Below are 20,368 nucleotides of genomic sequence, written 5' to 3'. Positions count from 1 at the left end.
AAAACAACAAAAGCACAAACACTTAGCTCCAGCGGAGCGACATATATACATAAAAAGAATTACGGAATTAACCTTAGAAGCCTTTTTTCGATTAATCACAATGTTTATCTCTAAATTTAACTTTAACAGGCATAGGTTTTAAAAGGTAACTGCCACAGCGTGGCAACAAATTAATAATCAAAACAACAAAAGCACAAACACTTAGCTCCAGCGGAGCGACATTTAATCTTTAAACACCCAAAAATCCTAATTGACACAAACAGACATCTAATAAAAGCCTACAAACCATAATATTATGTTATTTTTATTACTAAATAATTTCACTCCGCTGGAGTTTTTATTGGCACCATAGAATATTTGGTTATTAATATGTTGCTCCTCTGGAGCAACAATTTAATTAAAAAAATTGCTTATAACATCAACTGCCACAGCGTGGCATTATACCAGTAACCAAAAACATCATAGGATAAACACTTAGCTCCAGAGGAGTGACATAACATCAACAAATAACAGAGTTCATCTCAAAAACCTATTTTACAACTATTTAGACAATTTATCTCTATATTTAACTTTAGCAGCTATAGATTTTAAAGGTCATTGCCAAAGCGTAGCAACATATTAATACTAAAACAAACCAAGAACATTGAGCTCCAGAGGAGCGACATATATTCTTTAAAACAAAACCTCATGGCAAACACATACACACAACTCTATTTTCACATTGTATTTGCTGTAAAAGGAAGAGATAATTTAATTGCTAAAAAATGGAAAGTAGAACTCTATAAATACATTTCTGGAATCATCTCTAACAAAAACCAAAAACTAATGATTATAAACGGAATGCCAAATCATATCCACCTACTCATTGGCACAAAACCAGACTGTAATTTATCAGATTTAGTGAGAGACATTAAGGCTAACTCTACAAAATGGCTAAATAAAAAACAATACATTAATGGAAAATTTGCTTGGCAAACAGGTTTTGGAGCATTCACCGTAAGCCAGTCAGGAATAGATAATGTTATAGCCTACATTAAAAACCAAGAAGCGCATCATAAGATTAAATCATTTAAAGAAGAATATATCGATTTTCTTAACGCTTACAATATTGAATATAAAACAGAATATATTTTTAAAGATGAATGATATACATCCTTTTATTTGTATTTCGTCTAAAACTACCGAAGAGTATCAGTATTTGTCCAAAAGAGATTAATTACGATAATATTATAAATGAAATAGGTTCTCTTAAACTAAAGGCACCTCAATTCACATTAACAATCGTTAAACTTTTTAACGGTTGTCCTTAATTTTAACACGAAAAACGTATTCATTAACAACTACTATTAAATCCGAGTTAAGTTCATTTCAAAATTCGCTGTACGCCTTTGTTTTCTTTAACTTAGTGATGAATCAAATTATTAATAATCAAAATATAAAATCACAAATGGAAAATTTAAAAAGAAAGAAAGTTGCCATATTAGCAACAAATGGCTTTGAGGAAAGTGAATTAAGAGAACCGATGAATGCATTAAAAGACGCCAATGCAGATGTTCATATCGTATCAGAAAAGCAAGGACAAATTAAATCTTGGGCCAATAACAATTGGAGCAATGAATATACGGTTGATAAAACCATAAGTGAAGCGTCACAAGAAAATTATGATGCTTTAGTATTACCAGGAGGTGTAATGAATCCGGATACATTAAGACAAAATGAAGAAGGCATTCGGTTTGTAAAATCATTTTTTACTAATAAAAAACCTGTAGGAGCGATTTGCCATGCACCACAAATTTTAGCGGAAGCAGACGTTATTAGAGGTCGAAAAATAACATCATATAATTCAATAAAACGAGATTTAGTTAATGCGGGAGCCAAATGGGAAGACAGCGAAGTGGTTGTCGATGAAGGCTTGGTAACAAGTAGAAACCCAAATGACTTACCAGCATTTAATAAAAAGTTAGTCGAAGAAATATACGAAGGAAAGCACGAGATGCAAACTGCGTAAATTAGACATATATAACTGTAGAAAAAGTGAACTTTATAGGTTCACTTTTTTTTTGTACTTCAACTCAAATGAGATATAAAAAAACCTCTTAAAAACTAATTTCAAGAGGTTTTTTGTAATGCGTTTATATGCTGTTATACACGTATTATTTTGTTCCCATTAATTCCACATCAAAAACTAAAGTTGCGTTTGGAGGAATAACTCCACCTGCACCAGCAGCACCATAAGCTAAATCACTAGGAATTACCAAACGTGCTTTATCTCCTACATTTAAAAGGCAAATACCTTCATCCCAACCCGGAATCACTTGTCCTACTCCTACTTGAAAATCTAAAGGAGAATTTCTTTTATATGACGAATCGAAAACCGTACCATCAGCTAATTGACCTTTATAATGCACAGAAACCATTTGTCCTTTTTCAGCTTTTTTACCTTCGCCTTTTTGGATGATTTTATAACGTAAACCAGATGCTGTTTCTTCAAATCCTTCAGCTAGCTTATCTAATTCTGCTCGCGCAGCTTCGCGTTCCGCAGCAATTCGTTTTTCACGAGATCCTTCAAACGTTCTAAACGCCTCAATTGCATTAAAGTTCTCTGCTGCGTCTCCTTGTCTTACGATCTTTAAACTTTCAATTTTATCACCTTGTGCAATAGCATCTACAACATCTTGTCCTTCTACAACATTTCCAAAAACTGTATGCTTATTATCTAACCAATCGGTAGCAATATGCGTGATATAAAACTGACTTCCATTAGTACCAGGACCAGAGTTTGCCATGGCTAAAACACCAGGACCACTATGCTTTAATTCCGGATGAAATTCATCATCAAATTTATAACCAGGATTTCCAGTTCCTGTACCTTGTGGACAACCACCTTGGATCATAAAATCTGGAATAACTCTATGGAATTTTAACCCATCATAATAAGGAGTACCTTGAGGCTTTGCTGAATTTTCTAAATTCCCTTCTGCTAAAGCAACAAAATTACCAACTGTTCCTGGAGTTTTTTCGAACTCTAAATTTACTAAAATCTCACCTTTTGAAGTGTTGAATTTTGCGTATATACCGTCTTGCATTGTATTTTATTTTGTTTAAGGCTGCAAAGATAAGAAAGTTAACTTGAAATCGAATCTGAATTTGAAACCGAAATAAAACAACTTCAAATTCGATTTCGGGTTCTGATTCTTTTTTTTAGTTTTGAAAAAAAATCATTTATGGCATTTTTATCTCAACTCTTTGGTTCTAAAACTTCCGATCGCAAATCAAAATCTAATGATACCATTGAAGCCATTATAAATGATATAGAAAATAAACCGTTTGGTGTTTCTGAAAGCAACGTTCTTTTTGCTGGACTAAATGAATTGGGAGGCTACTTTTTCTTTCAAACTGTTATTGTTGGGGATCTTAATGTGAAATGTAAAAACGGAGCGCAACTGTATTTTGCAGGTGATGATTTTAAATTAAAATTAGAAGCTGATATGCCTGAGTTTGAATCAGAAAACTCAGATATTAAAGGCCGAAATGTCACTAAAATAGATTTTCAGATTGAAGAAAGCGAGGTAAAAAAACTAGAAAACGCAACACTTAGAAGTATTCAACTAAAGGTAAAAAAGCATGACATTCTGTTTAGCAAGTATGTTGTGATAGAATCTTCTGACGAAGAGGAGTAACCCAGGAACTGAGATTCAAGGTTTAGTTTATGAGTCTTCAAAATAATGCAATTCTCTCTTTTGATGGAATGGCAAATAGGTTTTCGTTAGGATGAGCTTAAATGTTTTCTCCGAACCATCTAAAATAGATTTGGCAGTAATCTGGTAGTAACTTTTATAAGAATACAGTCTTGTTATAAGGTTTTCTTCTAGGTTATGACGTCCATCGCTTATTGTGTCTTCACACGAAACAAACTCATAACCATGAGCTTCTAAAAAATCGGAAGCCTCGTTTTCTTTAAAAAATGGAATAAAAAAATATGCATTTATATACCCCATTATCCAGATATAAAAAGGAATGAATATGACTAATAAAACAGCCAAAAACGGGTTCACGTATTGATTTTATAATTTAAAAACGTTCATTCATTTTTTTTCAGAAAACCTAAATCAGAAATTCAACTCTTACATTAAATATAGACCATTTTTCACTGATCACTGATCACTGATCACTGATTACTGATTACTGATCACTGATTACTGATCACTGATCACTAATTCGCCACCTCACTCATAAACTTAATACGATACAAGCGTAATTCTTCATCATCATAATCTCCATCAAACTCTTCAATAGCATCATCTATTTTATCGCTTTCCGATTCCATAAAATACTCATGAATTTCTTCCTGTTGGTCTTCGTCTAAAATATCATTGATCCAATAATCGATATTCAACTTTGTTCCCGAAAACACAATTGATTCCATTTCCTTAATAAATGCAGGCATTTCCATACCTTTTGATGAGGCGATATCGCTTAACGGTAATTTTCGATCTACATTTTGAATAATATATAGTTTAATAGCAGAATTAGTACCTGTTGATTTTACCACCATATCTTCAGGTCGTAAAATATCATTGTCAGTAACATAATCTGCGATTAACCCAACAAAGTCTTTTCCATATTTTCTGGCTTTACTTTCTCCAACTCCATGTACATTAGATAATTCTTCAATAGAAATCGGATATTTTAAAGACATATCTTCTAAAGAAGGATCTTGAAAAATAACAAACGGAGGCACACCTAACTTTTTAGCATTTCGCTTACGTAAGTCCTTAAGCATTCCCATTAGTTTGTCATCTGCAACGGCTCCTCTACCTTTAGCAGCCGTAACAATACCATCGTTTGATTCTTCATCAAACACATGGTCTTCTGCCATCATAAAAGAACTAGGCGTTTTAATAAAATCCTTTCCAGTTTCACTTAGCCTTAAAACACCATAGGTTTCAATATCTTTCTTTAAATAACGAGCTACTAAAACCTGACGAATTAAAGCCATCCAATATCGTGGTGGTTTAGCTTTACCAACACCAAAGTGCGCTTGTAAATCTGTTTTATGCGAAGAAATAAGTGCATTAGAATTTCCGACAAGTACCTGTACTAAATCCTTTGCTTTATATTTCTCTTTCGTTTTTTCTACGGTCTCTAACAGCGTTTTTACATCATTTTGAGCTTCAACTTGTTTTTTAGGATGCCTAACATTATCATCCATATCTCCACCTTCACCCGTTTCGTTGTCAAATTCTTCACCAAAATAATGGAGGATAAATTTTCGTCTCGATACTGAAGTTTCTGCAAAAGCAACTACTTCTTGTAATAAAGCATGACCTATTTCTTGTTCAGCAACAGGCTTACCTGCCATAAATTTTTCGAGCTTTTCTATATCCTTATAAGCATAATACGCCAAACAGTGACCTTCGCCACCATCTCTACCTGCTCTACCTGTTTCTTGATAGTAACTTTCTATACTTTTAGGAATATCATGATGAATCACAAAACGCACATCTGGTTTGTCTATTCCCATTCCGAAAGCAATCGTAGCCACCACAACATCGGTATCTTCCATTAAGAACATATCCTGATGTTTCACTCTGGTTTTAGCATCTAAACCTGCGTGATACGGTACCGCTTTAATACCGTTGACTTGAAGAACTTGCGCTAAGCCTTCAACCCGTTTTCTACTTAGACAATATATAATACCAGATTTTCCTTCGTTCTGCTTTACAAAACGAATAATATCTGCATCTACATTTTTAGTTTTAGGACGTACTTCGTAATATAAATTAGGTCTATTAAAAGACGCTTTAAAAGTGACTGCATTTGGCATACCTAAACTCTTCAAAATATCTTCTTGAACTTTAGGAGTTGCTGTTGCTGTGAGTCCAACAATTGGAATATCGTCACCAATCCGCTTAATAATCGTTCTAAGATTTCTATATTCTGGCCTAAAATCGTGTCCCCATTCACTAATACAATGGGCTTCATCGACCGCCATAAATGAAATTTTAACCGTTCTTAGAAAGTCTACATATTCTTCTTTAGTTAATGATTCTGGAGCGACATACAACAATTTTGTAATGCCGTTTGTGATATCATCTTTTACGCGTTTTACCTCCGTTTTATTCAAAGAAGAGTTTAGAACATGAGCAACACCTTCGTGCTCAGATACGGCCCTTATGGCATCTACTTGATTCTTCATCAGCGCAATAAGAGGAGATACTACAATGGCAGTACCGTCTTTTATTAATGCTGGTAATTGATAGCATAAAGATTTTCCACCACCTGTTGGCATAATAACAAAAGTGTTATTTCCGGCAACGACGTTCTTTATTACTTCTTCTTGAAGGCCTTTGAATTCTGAAAATCCAAAGTACTTTTTTAATGCGGAGTGTAAGTCAATTTCTGCAATACTCATTAATCCCTATTGGTATTTTATATACATTTGCAACAAGTTTAAAGATAACAATTTCTTTAAACTTTGAAAACTCTATAAATAATAAGTTTTGAACACTAAGAAATCAATCTTAAAAACGGCACAATCAACGATCAAATCTGAAAGCAAAGCCATAGACCATTTGTCTGAACTTTTAACAGAAGATTTTGCAGATGCCGTAGAATTAATCTACCAATCTAAAGGTCGTGTTATTATTACAGGAATCGGCAAAAGCGCCATTATTGCTAAGAAAATCGTTGCTACGCTAAATTCAACAGGCACGCCAGCAATTTTTATGCACGCGGCAGATGCCATTCATGGAGACCTTGGATTAATCCTTGAAGACGACGTTGTAATTTGTATTTCTAAAAGCGGAAATACTCCTGAAATAAAAGTTTTAGTGCCACTTATTAAGAATGCAAATAATAAAATGATTGCCATTACAGGTAATATTGAGTCGTTTTTAGGCCAACAAGCCGATTTTATTTTGAATGCTTATGTCGCACAAGAAGCTTGTCCTAATAATTTAGCACCAACAACAAGCACCACAGCACAATTGGTTATGGGAGATGCTTTAGCAGTTTGTTTATTAGAATTACGAGGGTTTTCGAGTAAAGATTTTGCGAAATACCATCCTGGAGGTGCACTTGGTAAGCGCTTATATTTAAGAGTGAATGATTTATCGTCTCAAAACCAGAAACCACAAGTTGGCTTAGAAACATCTTTAAAAGAAGTTATTGTAGAAATAACGGAAAAAATGTTAGGTGTAACAGCGGTTATCGACAACGAAAAGATAATGGGCATTATTACAGATGGTGATTTAAGGAGAATGTTGAGTAAGAGTGATGATTTTATGAGCCTTAAAGCCAAAGACATAATGAGTACTAATCCAAGACGAATTTCGGAAGATGCAATGGCAGTAGACGCCAAAGAAGTTATGGAAGAATTTGGAATTTCTCAATTGTTGGTAGAACATGATGGTAGGTACTCTGGAGTAGTTCATCTTCACGATTTAATAAAAGAAGGCATTATATAATGGCGAAAAAGAATGTAGATGAGATGTCTTTTTTAGACCATCTCGAAGAATTAAGATGGCATTTAGTTAGAGCTGTTGTTAGTGTTTTAGTTGCAGCAATATTAGCTTTTATTTTTAAAGATTTTATTGTTGGGATTATTATGGCTCCAAAGCACATGGATTTTCCAACATACGTGGCATTATGCGAAATGTCTAAGTTTTTCGGAATGGACATGTCGTTTTGCGCCAATGAATTACCATTTGTTATTGAAGTAAGATCCGTTGGAGGTCAGTTTTCTGCACATATCTGGACATCCATTTATGCAGGTTTAGTTATTGCCTTTCCATATGTATTATATCAATTGTGGAGTTTTATTAGTCCTGGACTTCAAGCTAACGAACGGAGAAGTTCTAGAGGTTTTATATTAATCGCATCCCTTCTTTTCTTTTTGGGTGTCGCATTTGGGTACTACGTTATAACCCCCTTATCACTAAACTTTTTAACAAACTATACCTTTGCAGATGAAGTTTCAAATGCATTTGATTTAAGCTCTTATAATTCAATTGTAAGATCATCATCTTTAGCTGCAGGTTTTGTTTTTGAATTGCCAATACTCATCTATTTTTTAACTAAAATCGGATTAGTAACACCTCAATTTTTAAGAAAATACAGAAAATACGCCTTAGTAATTGTGCTTATTTTATCTGCTGTGATTACACCACCAGATATTGCAAGCCAGGTCATTGTGGCGATTCCAATATTAATATTATACCAAGTAAGTATATATATTTCAGCTATAGTTGTTAGAAAACAAAAACGACGCGCTGCAAGAGAAAATAAAAAATCAAAAGTTAAGTCCTAAATTATGTCTGATACTGTAAAAGAGTTCAACGATTATCGTGCTAAAATGAATGATAAAATATTAGCTGATAATAATAAAATTGTAAAACGTATTTTTAATCTCGATACGAATGCGTTTCTAGAAGGCGCTTTAGATAAAAAGACCAAAGAACTTTTAGGTTTGGTGGCTTCCACGGTTTTACGTTGCGATGATTGTGTAAAATACCACTTAGAATCGTCTTATAAGGAAGGGTTAACCAAAGCAGAAATAAGTGAAGCCCTTGGTATTGCAACTTTGGTTGGTGGTACTATTGTGATTCCACATTTACGTCGTGCACACGAATATTGGGACGCCATAGAAGAACACAACGCACAAGGTTAAACTTATAATAAATTGATAGCCAAAGCTAATAGAATCTATATGATTTTATTAAATTTAGCGTTCTTAGACCATATATGAAGTTACGAGCAGAACATTTAATGAAGTCCTACAGTGGACGAAAAGTAGTAAAAGATGTCTCTTTAGAAGTGAATCAGGGAGAAATTGTTGGTTTGTTAGGTCCTAATGGAGCTGGTAAAACAACGTCTTTTTACATGATTGTTGGGATAATTAAACCAAATGGTGGTAATATCTTTTTAGATGATACCAATATTACCAAATACCCCATGTACAAACGTGCTCAAAACGGAATTGGTTACTTAGCTCAAGAAGCGTCGGTGTTTAGAAAACTGAGTATTGAAGATAATATTTTAAGCGTGTTACAACTTACAAAACTGAGTAAGAAAGAACAGCACGACAAAATGGAATCGCTCATCGAAGAATTTGGTTTAGGTCATATTAGAACTAACAGAGGAGATTTACTGTCTGGAGGAGAACGACGTAGAACAGAAATTGCACGAGCATTAGCAACCGATCCAAATTTCATATTATTAGATGAACCTTTTGCAGGAGTTGACCCTGTTGCAGTTGAAGATATTCAACGAATCGTCGCTAAACTAACTAAGAAAAACATAGGTATCCTTATTACAGACCATAACGTACAAGAAACATTAGCCATTACGGACAGAACTTATTTAATGTTCGAAGGTGGTATCTTAAAAGCAGGTAAACCTGAAGAATTGGCTAGTGATGAAATGGTTCGTAAAGTATATTTAGGTCAAAATTTTGAACTACGTAAAAAGAAATTGGAGTTTTAAATACGGAAAAGCCTTTTAATACTGCGAAATTATAAGTTATTCTTTAATTGTTGGTAGGAAACACCAATGACTACGTTATTTATGTTTAATTAATTTTAATTTCTTCGTTCTGTCATACCTGCGTAGGCAGACAAACCTTTAGGTTCAGCGAAGCTAATCCACTATTAACAAACAGTCTCAAATTTTCAACTCTAAGTAAAGTGTTTACAAAAATAAACTTGTTCTGTCATTCCTGCGAAAGCAGGAATCCACTAACTAAATACAATCTTCAAACTTTAGATAACAATCAAATCAATCAGCTCCAATTACTCAATAACAAAGCCAACTAATCATCAAACACCGTCCAATCCTTAGACAAATCAACCCAACTAAAATTCTCTTTTTCAATAAGATCAATCTTCCACTGTCGTTTCCATTTCTTCATATTCTTTTCCCTTTTAATGGCATCATTCACATACTGATAACTTTCAAAATAAACCAATTTAGTAAGCCCGTATTTTTTACTAAACCCATCTATGAGTTTACGCTTGTGCTCAAACATTCTTCTTTCTAAATCATTGGTGACACCAATATAAAGTGTACCATTGGTTTTATTGGTAATAATATAAAGATAATATTGATGAATAGTTTTATACATTATTATGTTTAAACAAGTGGATTCCTGCCGTCGCAGGAATGACAAAGCGACGAAGTTTTTATAAATATAAAAACATAAGAATACATAAGAGAGTAAACGTGTTCTGTCTTTCTATAAAGGCAGGCAAACCTTTAAGTTCTACGAACCTAATCCACTTCTATATACGTTATTAAAAAATAACCAATATTGGTTATTGATTTAAAACTTGTAAATCGCTATTGTTCCATTTTTCAGAAATATTTCATTTCACAAAACCCCAACTCTTACCCCTTCTTCAAAAACAACATCTTAAAACCATTAACCAGCAGCAAACAAACACCACCAACCACAAGTCCAATAAGAAAATCACGCAACAACGAAGGAATCTGCTCTAAAAAATGATGCATATATTCAATATTATGAACAAAAATACCACCTGCAACTAACAATAAAGCAATCGTACCAATAACTGATAAGCTCTTAATTACAATCGGTAAAGCCTTTACCAAAAACGTCCCAATTCCAAATAAAAAACCTCGACTTCCATTACTTTTACTAATAAGTTTTAATCCAAGATCATCCATTCGTACTATTATAGCAACAATGCCATAAACACCTACCGTTGCAATTAACGCAACAATTGAAACCACAATAATTTGTGTCACCAATGTCTCATTAACTACTGTTCCTAAGGCTATTATTACAATTTCAACGGAAAGAATAAAATCGGTAACTACAGCAGATTTAATCTTCGCCTTTTCCTTTTCTAAAAGCTCGTCTTCTGTATAATCCTTTTTTAGATCAACGACAACGTCTTGTGGATGTGGTACAATATATTCGTAGATTTTTTCTGCACCTTCATAAGCCAAGTACAGGCCACCAAAAAGCAATATAGCAATCACTGCCCAAGGTATAAATGCACTTAATAAAAAAGCCAATGGCAGTATTATTATTTTATTAAGCATGGAACCTTTCGTAATTGCCCATAAAACGGGAATTTCACGAGAAGATACAAACCCAGAAGCTTTCTCGGCATTTACAGCCAAATCGTCGCCCAAAATACCGGCTGTTTTCTTGGTTGTGATTTTAGTCATCGCAGCAACATCATCCATTATAGCTGCTATATCATCGAGTAATGCAAAAAATCCTGAAGCCATTAATTATAATTGTGTTTATATGAATTAAATTTTAATAAAAATATTTTAAAAAGCAATGTTTAATTTATGTCAATCTTAGCATAGTCGAATACCTACAAACCCTTAATTTCAATAACTTCTCGACTGTATTATAAATAGTTCTATTCTAAACATCCAGTATTTATGGGCTGATCTAAAATAACATAATCAGCAGTCTCATTTTGAATACAACCAATGCTGTTTTTCAGTGTAAATCTAATATATCTGCGAGATATTTTTTACAAACTACATAAAATTATTCTTCGGTAATAACACTACCGTTCATGGGTTGTTATTTCCAAATATCATAAACCATTTTTGTTGTCCGACTAAAAACGATCAAGATTCTTAAACCTTATTTAAACAATGGGTTTTAAGAATTAAAAAAACACTATGCTTTTGGGCACATACTTTTAAAACAAAACTGTTTATCAGTTAGTTAGAATCAAGTCTTGGTTCTCACGTCTAACAGCGCAGCGGTCTTATGTCTTTTATCGGACATTAATAATAAGACTATTAAATTTTAGATTGCGTCAATAAAGAAAGCACAATATACAAGCCAATAACCAGTGGAATTGCGGCAAAATGTAGCACTATCAAAATGACAAGACTCAATATTAGAAATATATACCGAACAGCATTATCCTTAAATCCCCAATTTTTAAACTTTAGAGCAAATAATTTAATATTAGAATTTAAGAGGTAACAACTCAAAAGCGTTAGCCCAATTAAAAACCACGGATTATAAATAATGGAATTCATAAGGTCGTTATTCTGATATTCTAAAATCAGTGGTAATGACAGTATAACCAAGGTATTTGCAGGAACTGGCAAACCTTTAAAATAGCTCTGTTGATCTTCATCTATATTAAATTTAGCCAAGCGATAAGCAGAGGCTAAGGTAATTAACAAACCAATTAAAGGTAGCACTGGCAATTGAAACTCTTCCCAATGAAAAACAGAATTCCAACTATCAGAACTCACACCTAAACTTGGAGAATTTGTAGCGTCAGAAATCAGCTTATACATTATAATACCTGGCACTACTCCACTGGTTACTAAATCGGCCAAAGAGTCTAATTGAATGCCTAAAGGACTTTGTACATTGAGCTTCCGCGCCAAAAGTCCATCAAAAAAATCGAAGAATATTCCTAAAAACACAAAAATAGCAGCTGCAATAAAATTCCCATTTACAGCAAATAGTACAGCAATAGAACCCGAAAATAAATTAAGGAGCGTCACTATATTTGGAATGTGTCTCTTAAAACTCATAGAAGTATTTTTTGTAAAAATAAAAAAGTATTTGCGCTCAATCTTATAATTTTTCCGAATTGCTTCAAATTAAAACAATAAGAACAGTATTTATCAGTTAAATATATAGAAAAATAATGTGCATCTTTGTAAAAAATTTTTGCTGTTTAAAAATTACTAGGTAATTCTCTTATACTCAATTAAACAACTAATGTCGTATAAAGAAATTGAATTATTTTTAGATTAAATGAAATTACAATCCCGATACCTATCGGGACTGTATAGCCTTTATTACGGTAACAATTTTAAAAAAAAAGTAAGCTAAAAAGAAAAAAATTATATGCGACATTATGTGCTTGGTTTGGTATTCACACTTACAGCGCTCATCGCTTCGGCACAAACAACACGGAAATATTCTAATGAATTTATGAATATCGGTGTTGATGCTGCTGCTTTGGGTATGAGTAATGCAGTGGTATCGCAAACTGACGATGTTAATTCTGGATATTGGAACCCAGCCGGCTTGGTACATCTAGAAGATAACCAACTCGCATTAATGCATTCTAGTTATTTTGCTAACATAGCCAATTACAACTACATCGCCTACGCCATGCCTTTAGACAATAAAAGTGCTGTTGGCCTTTCTCTCATTAGATTTGGCGTTGATGATATATTAGACACCACACAATTAATTGACGACCAAGGCAATATTAATTACGACAGAATAAGCACCTTTTCTACCGCAGATTACGGCCTTACATTTTCTTATGCCAGAAAACTACCTTTAGACGGTCTAAATTTTGGCGTCAATGCAAAAATTATAAGACGAGTGATTGGTGATTTCGCATCATCTTGGGGCTTTGGATTCGATGCAGGCATTCAGTTTGAAAGTAAAAACAATTGGAAGTTTGGTATCATGGCAAGAGATATCACCACAACCTATAACGCTTGGTCAATTGACGAAGAAAAATTCGAACAAATTAGTAGTGCTATTGATGGCGAAAACCAAGAATTACCAGAAACCACAGAAATAACAATTCCTAAATTACAAATCGGACTCTCTAAAAAGTGGCTTTATAATTATGACTACTCCTTTTTAGCCGCTGCAAATCTAAATATGCGTTTTGCTGAAAATAATGATATTATTTCTACATCCTTTGCAAGTATTAATCCGGCTTTAGGCTTCGAGTTTGGCTATACGGACTTGGTGTTTATGCGGGCTGGAGTGGGCAACTTTCAAAATGAACTACAAATCGATGATTCCGAACAAGTGACATTTCAACCCAACTTTGGCGTCGGGTTTAAATATAGAGGAATCCAAATAGATTATGCCTTTACAGATATTGGCGATCAAAGTGCAGCCTTGTATTCCAATGTGTTTTCACTAAAAATAGATTTTAGCATCTTTAGATAGTTATACTTATGAAATTAAAGTTACTCGCATTCTTCTTCCTATGTTCCATTGTTTCAGTATTTGGTCAACAGTTTCAACTTTCAGAAGATGCAAAAGTATCAGTATTAACCATTGGTCCTGGTGAATCCTTAAATGATGCTTTTGGTCATAACGGCTTCCGAATAAAAGATAATGCCTTGGGCATAGATGTGGTTTATGGTTATGGTGAATACGATTTTGAAGCCCCTAATTTTTATTTAAAATTTGCACAAGGCAAGTTAAACTACCTTATTAGCAGACATAATTTTAAGGATCTATTGTATCACTATTCCATTAGTAATCGTACCATAAACGAGCAAGTTTTAAACCTTAGTTCAGCGGAGAAACAAAACCTATTCAATTATTTAGAAAACAATTATAAACCTGAAAACAGACGGTATCTATATGATTTTTTCTATGATAACTGCGCCACACGAATTAGAGATATTGCACAAACGACAACCACCACTAAAATAGACTTTAAAACACCAGAAAATTTCGAACCAAAGACCTTTCGGACGCTTATTCACGACCATGTCGGCTTAAACTCTTGGGGGAGTTTTGGAATTGATATCGCTTTAGGCTCAGTAATAGACAGAAAAGCGTCAGTAACTGAGCACATGTTTCTTCCAGAATACATTCACACGTTTTTTGAGAATGCCACCATAAATGGCAATGAGAATTTGGTTCAAAACTCAACTACGCTTTATCAAAAAAAAGAAAGTAAATCAGCTTTAAATTGGTTATTCAGTCCCTTAGTAATTATAGGTTTAATAGCCTTAATAATGTTATATATAACCTATAAGGATGCCAAAAACAACACCAGAACAAAATGGCTAGACCTTGCTATATTTGGAACTACAGGACTAATCGGTGTGCTCATACTGTTCTTATGGTTTGGAACAGATCATTCAGCAACCGCACACAACTACAATCTATTATGGGCATTTCCTTTAAATATAATTGTAATGCTACAGTTATTAAAACCACAAGTAAAAAAATGGATCACACGATACCTTAAATTTTTAATCATAATGTTCGCCCTAATGACCTTTCACTGGATTGGAGGTGTACAAGTATTCGCTATTGGTTTAATACCAATTGTAATTGCCTTGCTGATAAGATATTTGTATTTAATAAAGTGGTTTAACAAAGACCTGCCGCAATAAAGTAAAAGTCTAGCGTTTTAAACGAAAATTGAAATTCTCAGTATTAAGCTAATTAGTAACAAATCATTGCTCTTTAATTTAAAGGTGTAGGAGTCTAAAATCTTTCGTAGCACAACAACACACTACATCTCAAAAACTTACAAAACAATATAATACAATCAAAAAGCAATCAATCTAAAAAAGCAGTATACATTAGACGTCTCACATTACAAATAATACTTAATACCTTTATACTTTGTAATTAATACTTTGTTCTTAATACTTAATACTCCACACTTCCAACTTCCAACTTCCAACTTCAAACTAAACAACTAACGACTAAACGACCAACACCCTTTTACTGCCCCCTATAATACAAAATAGTACTAAGCGTTTTTATAAAAATATTTAAGTCTAAAAAAACACTGCGATGCTTAATATAATACAAATCATATTGAAGCTTAGTAAGACTATCATCTACTGAAGACCCATAACGTGTACTAACCTGAGCCCAACCGGTTAGTCCTGGGTTTATAATATGTCGTGTTTCATAAAAAGGAATCGCACGAGATAACTCATTCACAAAGAAAGGACGTTCTGGTCGTGGTCCTATAATACTCATTTCACCTTTAAGGACATTGTAAAACTGTGGGATTTCATCCAATCGAGAGCGCCTCAAAAACATACCAAAGGCCGTAATTCTACTGTCGTTTTTTTGAGCCCATTTTACACCATTGGCCTCAGCATTTACAACCATACTCCTTAACTTCAATATATTAAAAAGTTGACTATTCTTACCAACACGCTCTTGTGTATAAAACAAAGGACCTCGGTTTCCTATTAAATTCCCTACTAGTATAAAAGGTAATAATAAGATGCCAATTGCCAAACCAATAATGGCAAAAACAATATCAAAAGCACGTTGTATAAATATGTAGAGCTTATTCTCATTATTCCGGCTAAATGGGAAATATTTATAAAAGTCTTTACCTACAAATTGAATAGGAACCTTATGCAGTAACTCTTCATAAACTTGGGTATAATCCCTAATTTTAAAACCACGCTCTAATAACGAAATTAAATCGTGATACACCTCCGCCATTATAGCTTCTGTATTAGAACTAGCCACCAAAATCTCAGATATCCGTTCTTTATTAATCGTGTTTAAAAAATCTTTGGCTTCAAACTCTGGAAGTCCTTTAAATATTACAGATTCATTAGATGACTCCTCACTATTTATAAAACCAACTATTTTATAATTAGGATCCGAAGCATTTAAGGCTTTGACTAAGCTATCGATATTAGATATTTCACCAACGATTAGTACACGTTTGTAAAAACGAGGAGACTCAATTAAATGAATATATGCAAGACGCCACAAGAGAATCGAAACAATAACGGCCAAATAAAGATAGACGATTTGCATACGTTCATTTGGCAACTCAGGAGATAATATAGGAGTCAATAAATAAAACAGTACAACAGTAGAGGCCGTTAATACCGTATTTTTAAATGTCGACTCTATCCGACTCGCTTTTTGAAGATCATACAACTCAAAGATTGTTCCTAGTAATATAATATAGGCTCCTAATAAAATTAAGGCAATGCTATTGGCCATACTGACTTCAACATATTCAAAATCAAAACAATAACTTAGAGCATAAACGCCAATAAACACCACAATCAAGTCAACAATCCTCAATAGAATTTTGCGCTCGGAAACTTCGAAATGAATACTTTTTTTTTGCGACATTTTAAGCATTATAGTGATGTAAATATAACAAGTTCAATTGGATTTTAACATTAAATTAAGACAAAAGCCTTTCCCACTTTATTTTTATTGAGTCCCAAGCAAAGTTCTCAACTTTAGATCTTGCCGCAGTAACTAATTTATCTTTCAAATGTTCATCTGATTTTAATTTTATAATGGCATTAACCATGGCATCGGTATTGTTCGGCGGCACTAAAAGACCGTCTTCTTTATCACTAATTAAATATGGTAAACCTCCAACGTTAGTAGAAACTACAGGCAAACCTAAAGCCATAGCTTCAATTACACTTACAGGAGTATTATCAAAGTTAGTAGTGTTAATAAAAACATTAGAACCTTTGGATAGTTCCAGCCACTCTGTTTTAGTTAATTTTCCAGTAAAATTTACATCCAGTTGTTTAGCTGCTGCCATACGTTTTACAGCAATTAAAGAGCCATCCACATCAGGGCCAACCATGGTTAATGTAGCCTTATAATTATTACGTATCAATTGCTCTAAGACTAACACTGCCTGTTCTGGATTATAAATGGAAGCAAAAGACCGCACCCAAAGCATATTTATAGTCTTAATCTCTCTTTTTAAGCATGTATAACCCTCAATATCAATCGTATTCGATATAAACAATACATCCGGATAACCAAAGCGGTTGAAAACTGTTTTTAAAAAATTCGATGGTGCTATTAATTTATAAGCATTATTAAAAATATATCCACTTAACTTTGGGTTATGTTTTAACCGCTGTTCCAAATTCCCACCATGTAAAATTGGGATATACCGAAGGTTAAACAACCTACATAACTGACTAATAATAAAAGCATAATAAAAATTAGCTGTGCTATACGTATCAATGAGTACATAATCTGTTTTTGATTGATATCTTAACACTAAAAATACCATATCAAATAAACGCCATATTTTATTTGATTTATTAGAAGCAATTTTAACAACATAATTTTCACTTAAGCGCTCACTTAAGGTATCAATAGTTGTACTCGTTTTTCCTTTATTGGATAAGGCGTTCCCGACGTATAGTACGTTTTTTCTCATAAGTAACATGTAATAAAGCTAAACCATAGATAAAGCCAGGAGCCGCAATACGCATGGCGGAGTGATTAATGGTGGCGAACCAAAAAATTAAAAACGAATAAAATAATAGATTCCCTTTATGCTGGTTTCTATAGGCCAATGGCGTTACTATTAAAATAATCAAAATAATAATCCCAAGAATACCGTGCTCAGAAAACAACCGACTCACCTCATTGTGAGACGCTATAATTTTCCCTTCTTCTTCCAAACGTACTTGTTTCATCCCATTTGCACCCACACCTAGAAAGGGATGATCTATAAATCCTTGAAACTCTCTTACAAACAAACCTACTCGCCCCGTAGACAAATCCTTTTTCTCTACACCTGCTGCATTTTTATTTGTGTAACGATTTTCGATCATACCGTCTGTTTGATTTGCCGTTATCATCCAAGTAATAGAGACTCCAATAAACAATAAAATCAAGGAACCTATAATTTGTTGGCGCCTTTTAAACTTGGATTGTGTATACAACACTACCAAAAAACCAACCATCATCATAACGGCAGCAACAACTCCTCCACGGCTAAAAGTCACCAAGGCTCTAAACGATACTAAAGCTAATAATACCAGATTAAATACCTTTAAAAAAAAACTAGGCGATTTTAAAAAAAACCGAACCGTTAAAGCAACCATTGCTAATCCTAATAAAGTTGAGACCTGATTAGGCCCATACCCTCCAGATGCAGCGAAGTTTGACCCTGTACCTTGCAACACCTCTTTTATACTCGGGTTATATAGAAACAAGTACACCATCATCGATAACACCGGAAAACTCATACAAGCTAAAATTTGCAACAGCTGTTCTTGTGTCACCTTTTTATCATAACAATATAAAGCAGAAGCGCCTAAGCAAACAGGACCGCTCAACACAAAAGCAATAGATTTCCTAAAATTTAAATCGTAACCTAGAGTGGTAGAAGCAACTAAAACCGAAGGCACCAATAAAATAAGATATAAAAAATAAGGATAACTTTTCCCAGACACCCCAGTAAAAAACATCCCAATAAGCACTAATAAAATAATATAATATTTCGAAAACTCATAAAACAAGCCACCACCAGTCATCCGAAAGAAAGACTCTGCTGCAGCCATATAGGCACAGCCAAACAGGACCCACATGGTTTTAGACGATGTAGGAGACATTAATACCTTTCCTATAAAAAATAGAGAAACTACCGTAAAATACAGCTTAGAGAATAAGGGGATATAATAAATCCCAGCACCTATACATAAATGCAGCACCACCAACAGCACATACAAGTCATTGGTAAAATGATATTTTTTCTTTCTCTTTGATTTAATTCCCATATCTAGCGGGCAAATTTAAGCATATATAGTTAATAGCCGTTCTAAAATCGCTTCTTCAGAAAATTGTTCTGCAACATAGCCCTTTAAAGCTTTAGCGGTACGGTTTCGTAATTCGCTGTCTTCAATATAGCGTAATAACGCATTCGCTAAAGCTTCAGCATCTGCGGCAGGTACCAAAGTACCACAGTCAGTTGTAGGAATCACTTGCTTACAATCGCCAACATCCGTGGCTACGACGGCTAAACCGCCTTGTCCATATTCTAACAAAGCCAAAGGTAAACCTTCCGAAGCTGATGATAACACTCCCAATTGAACTTGACCAATAATATGTGAGCTATCGGGACAACTCCCATAAAAAAACACCCGATTGTCCAAATCTAAAACAGTAACCTCATCCCGAACTGCTGCACTATAAGCATCATTAAAATCTTTCCCAACACAATGTAATGTCCAGTCTGGAGCAACACCTAACACCTTCTTAAAAGCATATAATAACGTGATATGATCTTTTTGTGCTCGTAAATTAGCCAAACATAAAATACGTTTTCCAATAGTTCCTTTTAGAGTAGTGACAGCTTCTGTATCATAAGCCATTACAAAATTGGGCAAAAACTGAACCTGTTTACAATGTAAATGTGTCCTATCCCATCTTGCCAATTGAGCATTCACGGTTATAATGGCTTTAAAGAAGTACGAACACCATTTTAAAACGGTTACGGGACGTTGATCTAAAAACTCACTATTCCCATAATGATCATGCCAAATCAATGTTATACTAGGAACGATCAATTTTAATTGAGTCGCCATAAAATACGAACTCGAATGTGCATGGACCACGGTAATCCTTTCTTGCTTCACAAACTGCCACAAGTGCTTTAAAGCACCTAAATCTAAGGTCTTGGTGCGCTTTAAAAATAAATACCCTACGTCTAAAGAGAGGCCATCTCGCAACACCCCTTCAGCGCGCGTAGTACACAAATAGGATCGCTCTATTTTAGCAACCAAGGCGTTGGCCATATTTACCGCCATTCGCTCGGCTCCCCCTGCTTCTAGACTATCTATTAATTGTAATACGCGCAATATTGTTTCTTGT

19 protein-coding genes are annotated in these 20,368 nt (G+C 34.0%); 9 read left to right on the top strand and 10 right to left on the bottom strand.

Features of this window, described 5'->3' with window-relative positions:
- Positions 1-687: 687 nt before the first annotated feature.
- Both tnpA and ITJ86_RS13955 read left to right on the top strand, forming a co-directional pair.
- Positions 688-1,146 (top strand): IS200/IS605 family transposase, encoded by a 459-nt coding sequence (tnpA, locus tag ITJ86_RS13960; RefSeq protein ID WP_195872267.1) that lies wholly within the window; start codon positions 688-690, stop codon positions 1,144-1,146.
- A gap of 301 nt (positions 1,147-1,447) precedes the next feature.
- Positions 1,448-2,008, top strand: coding sequence for a type 1 glutamine amidotransferase domain-containing protein (locus ITJ86_RS13955; RefSeq protein WP_195872266.1), 561 nt, complete (start codon positions 1,448-1,450; stop codon positions 2,006-2,008).
- Positions 2,009-2,153: 145 nt separating this feature from the next.
- On the opposite strand, the gene ITJ86_RS13950 is transcribed toward ITJ86_RS13955, so the two are convergent.
- Positions 2,154-3,086, bottom strand: coding sequence for a peptidylprolyl isomerase (locus tag ITJ86_RS13950; protein WP_195872265.1), 933 nt, complete (start codon positions 3,084-3,086; stop codon positions 2,154-2,156).
- Between the two features lie 138 nt (positions 3,087-3,224).
- Here ITJ86_RS13950 and ITJ86_RS13945 point away from each other — a divergent pair, with 138 nt between their 5' ends.
- Positions 3,225-3,680: a hypothetical protein gene (locus ITJ86_RS13945; RefSeq protein WP_195872264.1), complete on the top strand. Its 456-nt coding sequence runs from the start codon at positions 3,225-3,227 to the stop codon at positions 3,678-3,680.
- Between the two features lie 27 nt (positions 3,681-3,707).
- Here the strand turns inward: ITJ86_RS13945 and ITJ86_RS13940 are convergent, their stop codons facing one another.
- Positions 3,708-3,998 (bottom strand): hypothetical protein, encoded by a 291-nt coding sequence (locus ITJ86_RS13940; protein ID WP_195872263.1) that lies wholly within the window; start codon positions 3,996-3,998, stop codon positions 3,708-3,710.
- Between the two features lie 215 nt (positions 3,999-4,213).
- On the bottom strand, positions 4,214-6,415 hold the full coding sequence (locus ITJ86_RS13935) for an ATP-dependent DNA helicase RecQ (RefSeq protein WP_195872262.1): 2,202 nt from the start codon (positions 6,413-6,415) through the stop codon (positions 4,214-4,216).
- 88 nt (positions 6,416-6,503) lie between these two features.
- On the opposite strand from ITJ86_RS13935, the gene ITJ86_RS13930 reads away from it, so the two are divergent.
- The 4 genes from ITJ86_RS13930 (at position 6,504) to lptB (ending at position 9,486) form a co-directional block, all read left to right on the top strand.
- Entirely contained in the window at positions 6,504-7,469 is a 966-nt protein-coding gene (locus ITJ86_RS13930) for a KpsF/GutQ family sugar-phosphate isomerase (protein WP_195872261.1), read from the top strand.
- Entirely contained in the window at positions 7,469-8,311 is an 843-nt protein-coding gene (gene tatC / locus ITJ86_RS13925; RefSeq protein WP_195872260.1) for a twin-arginine translocase subunit TatC, read from the top strand. Before ITJ86_RS13930 ends, tatC begins: the two co-directional genes overlap by 1 nt.
- A 3-nt stretch (positions 8,312-8,314) precedes the next feature.
- Complete coding sequence (locus ITJ86_RS13920) at positions 8,315-8,671, top strand: carboxymuconolactone decarboxylase family protein (protein ID WP_195872259.1); 357 nt, start codon at positions 8,315-8,317, stop codon at positions 8,669-8,671.
- A 74-nt stretch (positions 8,672-8,745) separates the two neighbouring features.
- Positions 8,746-9,486, top strand: a complete 741-nt coding sequence (gene lptB, locus ITJ86_RS13915; protein ID WP_195872258.1) for an LPS export ABC transporter ATP-binding protein — start codon at positions 8,746-8,748, stop codon at positions 9,484-9,486.
- Positions 9,487-9,811: 325 nt separating this feature from the next.
- Here lptB and ITJ86_RS13910 read toward each other — a convergent pair whose 3' ends face one another.
- From ITJ86_RS13910 to ITJ86_RS13900, 3 genes are all read right to left on the bottom strand, one after another.
- Positions 9,812-10,123 carry a GIY-YIG nuclease family protein gene (locus ITJ86_RS13910; RefSeq protein WP_195872257.1) on the bottom strand — a complete coding sequence of 104 codons (312 nt, stop codon included), beginning with the start codon at positions 10,121-10,123 and terminating at the stop codon, positions 9,812-9,814.
- A gap of 263 nt (positions 10,124-10,386) precedes the next feature.
- Positions 10,387-11,259, bottom strand: coding sequence for a DUF808 domain-containing protein (locus tag ITJ86_RS13905; RefSeq protein ID WP_195872256.1), 873 nt, complete (start codon positions 11,257-11,259; stop codon positions 10,387-10,389).
- Positions 11,260-11,793: 534 nt separating this feature from the next.
- Complete coding sequence (locus ITJ86_RS13900; RefSeq protein ID WP_195872255.1) at positions 11,794-12,549, bottom strand: CDP-alcohol phosphatidyltransferase family protein; 756 nt, start codon at positions 12,547-12,549, stop codon at positions 11,794-11,796.
- Positions 12,550-12,868: 319 nt separating this feature from the next.
- Between ITJ86_RS13900 and ITJ86_RS13895 the strand changes: the two genes are divergently transcribed.
- Together ITJ86_RS13895 and ITJ86_RS13890 are read left to right on the top strand one after the other, a co-directional pair.
- Complete coding sequence (locus tag ITJ86_RS13895; RefSeq protein WP_195872254.1) at positions 12,869-13,942, top strand: putative type IX sorting system protein PorV2; 1,074 nt, start codon at positions 12,869-12,871, stop codon at positions 13,940-13,942.
- Between the two features lie 8 nt (positions 13,943-13,950).
- On the top strand, positions 13,951-15,129 hold the full coding sequence (locus ITJ86_RS13890) for a lipoprotein N-acyltransferase Lnb domain-containing protein (protein ID WP_195872253.1): 1,179 nt from the start codon (positions 13,951-13,953) through the stop codon (positions 15,127-15,129).
- 337 nt (positions 15,130-15,466) lie between these two features.
- On the opposite strand, the gene ITJ86_RS13885 is transcribed toward ITJ86_RS13890, so the two are convergent.
- Genes ITJ86_RS13885 through ITJ86_RS13870 form a run of 4 tightly spaced genes read right to left on the bottom strand, consistent with a single transcriptional unit; the run spans position 15,467 to position 20,355 of the window.
- A complete protein-coding gene (locus ITJ86_RS13885; RefSeq protein ID WP_195872252.1) occupies positions 15,467-16,861 on the bottom strand; it encodes a sugar transferase in 1,395 nt (464 codons plus the stop codon).
- Between the two features lie 55 nt (positions 16,862-16,916).
- Positions 16,917-17,927, bottom strand: coding sequence for a glycosyltransferase family 4 protein (locus tag ITJ86_RS13880; protein ID WP_195872251.1), 1,011 nt, complete (start codon positions 17,925-17,927; stop codon positions 16,917-16,919).
- Entirely contained in the window at positions 17,884-19,275 is a 1,392-nt protein-coding gene (locus tag ITJ86_RS13875; protein WP_230080313.1) for an O-antigen ligase family protein, read from the bottom strand. Before ITJ86_RS13875 ends, ITJ86_RS13880 begins: the two co-directional genes overlap by 44 nt.
- 15 nt (positions 19,276-19,290) lie before the next feature.
- Entirely contained in the window at positions 19,291-20,355 is a 1,065-nt protein-coding gene (locus ITJ86_RS13870; RefSeq protein ID WP_195872250.1) for a glycosyltransferase, read from the bottom strand.
- Positions 20,356-20,368: the final 13 nt, after the last annotated feature.

This window comes from Winogradskyella marina (assembly GCF_015645385.1).
Taxonomy (GTDB): Bacteria; Bacteroidota; Bacteroidia; order Flavobacteriales; family Flavobacteriaceae; genus Winogradskyella; species Winogradskyella marina.
The sequence above is the reverse complement of the archived record's forward strand: the minus strand, read 5'-3'. Positions and strand labels throughout refer to the sequence as shown.

Coding starts and splice junctions, on each gene's coding strand:
- tnpA (WP_195872267.1), top strand. CDS start 688: ATGGCAAACACATACACACAACTCTATTTTCACATTGTATTTGCTGTA.
- ITJ86_RS13955 (WP_195872266.1), top strand. CDS start 1,448: ATGGAAAATTTAAAAAGAAAGAAAGTTGCCATATTAGCAACAAATGGC.
- ITJ86_RS13950 (WP_195872265.1), bottom strand. CDS start 3,086: ATGCAAGACGGTATATACGCAAAATTCAACACTTCAAAAGGTGAGATT.
- ITJ86_RS13945 (WP_195872264.1), top strand. CDS start 3,225: ATGGCATTTTTATCTCAACTCTTTGGTTCTAAAACTTCCGATCGCAAA.
- ITJ86_RS13940 (WP_195872263.1), bottom strand. CDS start 3,998: ATGGGGTATATAAATGCATATTTTTTTATTCCATTTTTTAAAGAAAAC.
- ITJ86_RS13935 (WP_195872262.1), bottom strand. CDS start 6,415: ATGAGTATTGCAGAAATTGACTTACACTCCGCATTAAAAAAGTACTTT.
- tatC (WP_195872260.1), top strand. CDS start 7,469: ATGGCGAAAAAGAATGTAGATGAGATGTCTTTTTTAGACCATCTCGAA.
- ITJ86_RS13920 (WP_195872259.1), top strand. CDS start 8,315: ATGTCTGATACTGTAAAAGAGTTCAACGATTATCGTGCTAAAATGAAT.
- lptB (WP_195872258.1), top strand. CDS start 8,746: ATGAAGTTACGAGCAGAACATTTAATGAAGTCCTACAGTGGACGAAAA.
- ITJ86_RS13910 (WP_195872257.1), bottom strand. CDS start 10,123: ATGTATAAAACTATTCATCAATATTATCTTTATATTATTACCAATAAA.
- ITJ86_RS13905 (WP_195872256.1), bottom strand. CDS start 11,259: ATGGCTTCAGGATTTTTTGCATTACTCGATGATATAGCAGCTATAATG.
- ITJ86_RS13900 (WP_195872255.1), bottom strand. CDS start 12,549: ATGAGTTTTAAGAGACACATTCCAAATATAGTGACGCTCCTTAATTTA.
- ITJ86_RS13895 (WP_195872254.1), top strand. CDS start 12,869: ATGCGACATTATGTGCTTGGTTTGGTATTCACACTTACAGCGCTCATC.
- ITJ86_RS13890 (WP_195872253.1), top strand. CDS start 13,951: ATGAAATTAAAGTTACTCGCATTCTTCTTCCTATGTTCCATTGTTTCA.
- ITJ86_RS13885 (WP_195872252.1), bottom strand. CDS start 16,861: ATGTCGCAAAAAAAAAGTATTCATTTCGAAGTTTCCGAGCGCAAAATT.
- ITJ86_RS13880 (WP_195872251.1), bottom strand. CDS start 17,927: ATGAGAAAAAACGTACTATACGTCGGGAACGCCTTATCCAATAAAGGA.
- ITJ86_RS13875 (WP_230080313.1), bottom strand. CDS start 19,275: ATGGGAATTAAATCAAAGAGAAAGAAAAAATATCATTTTACCAATGAC.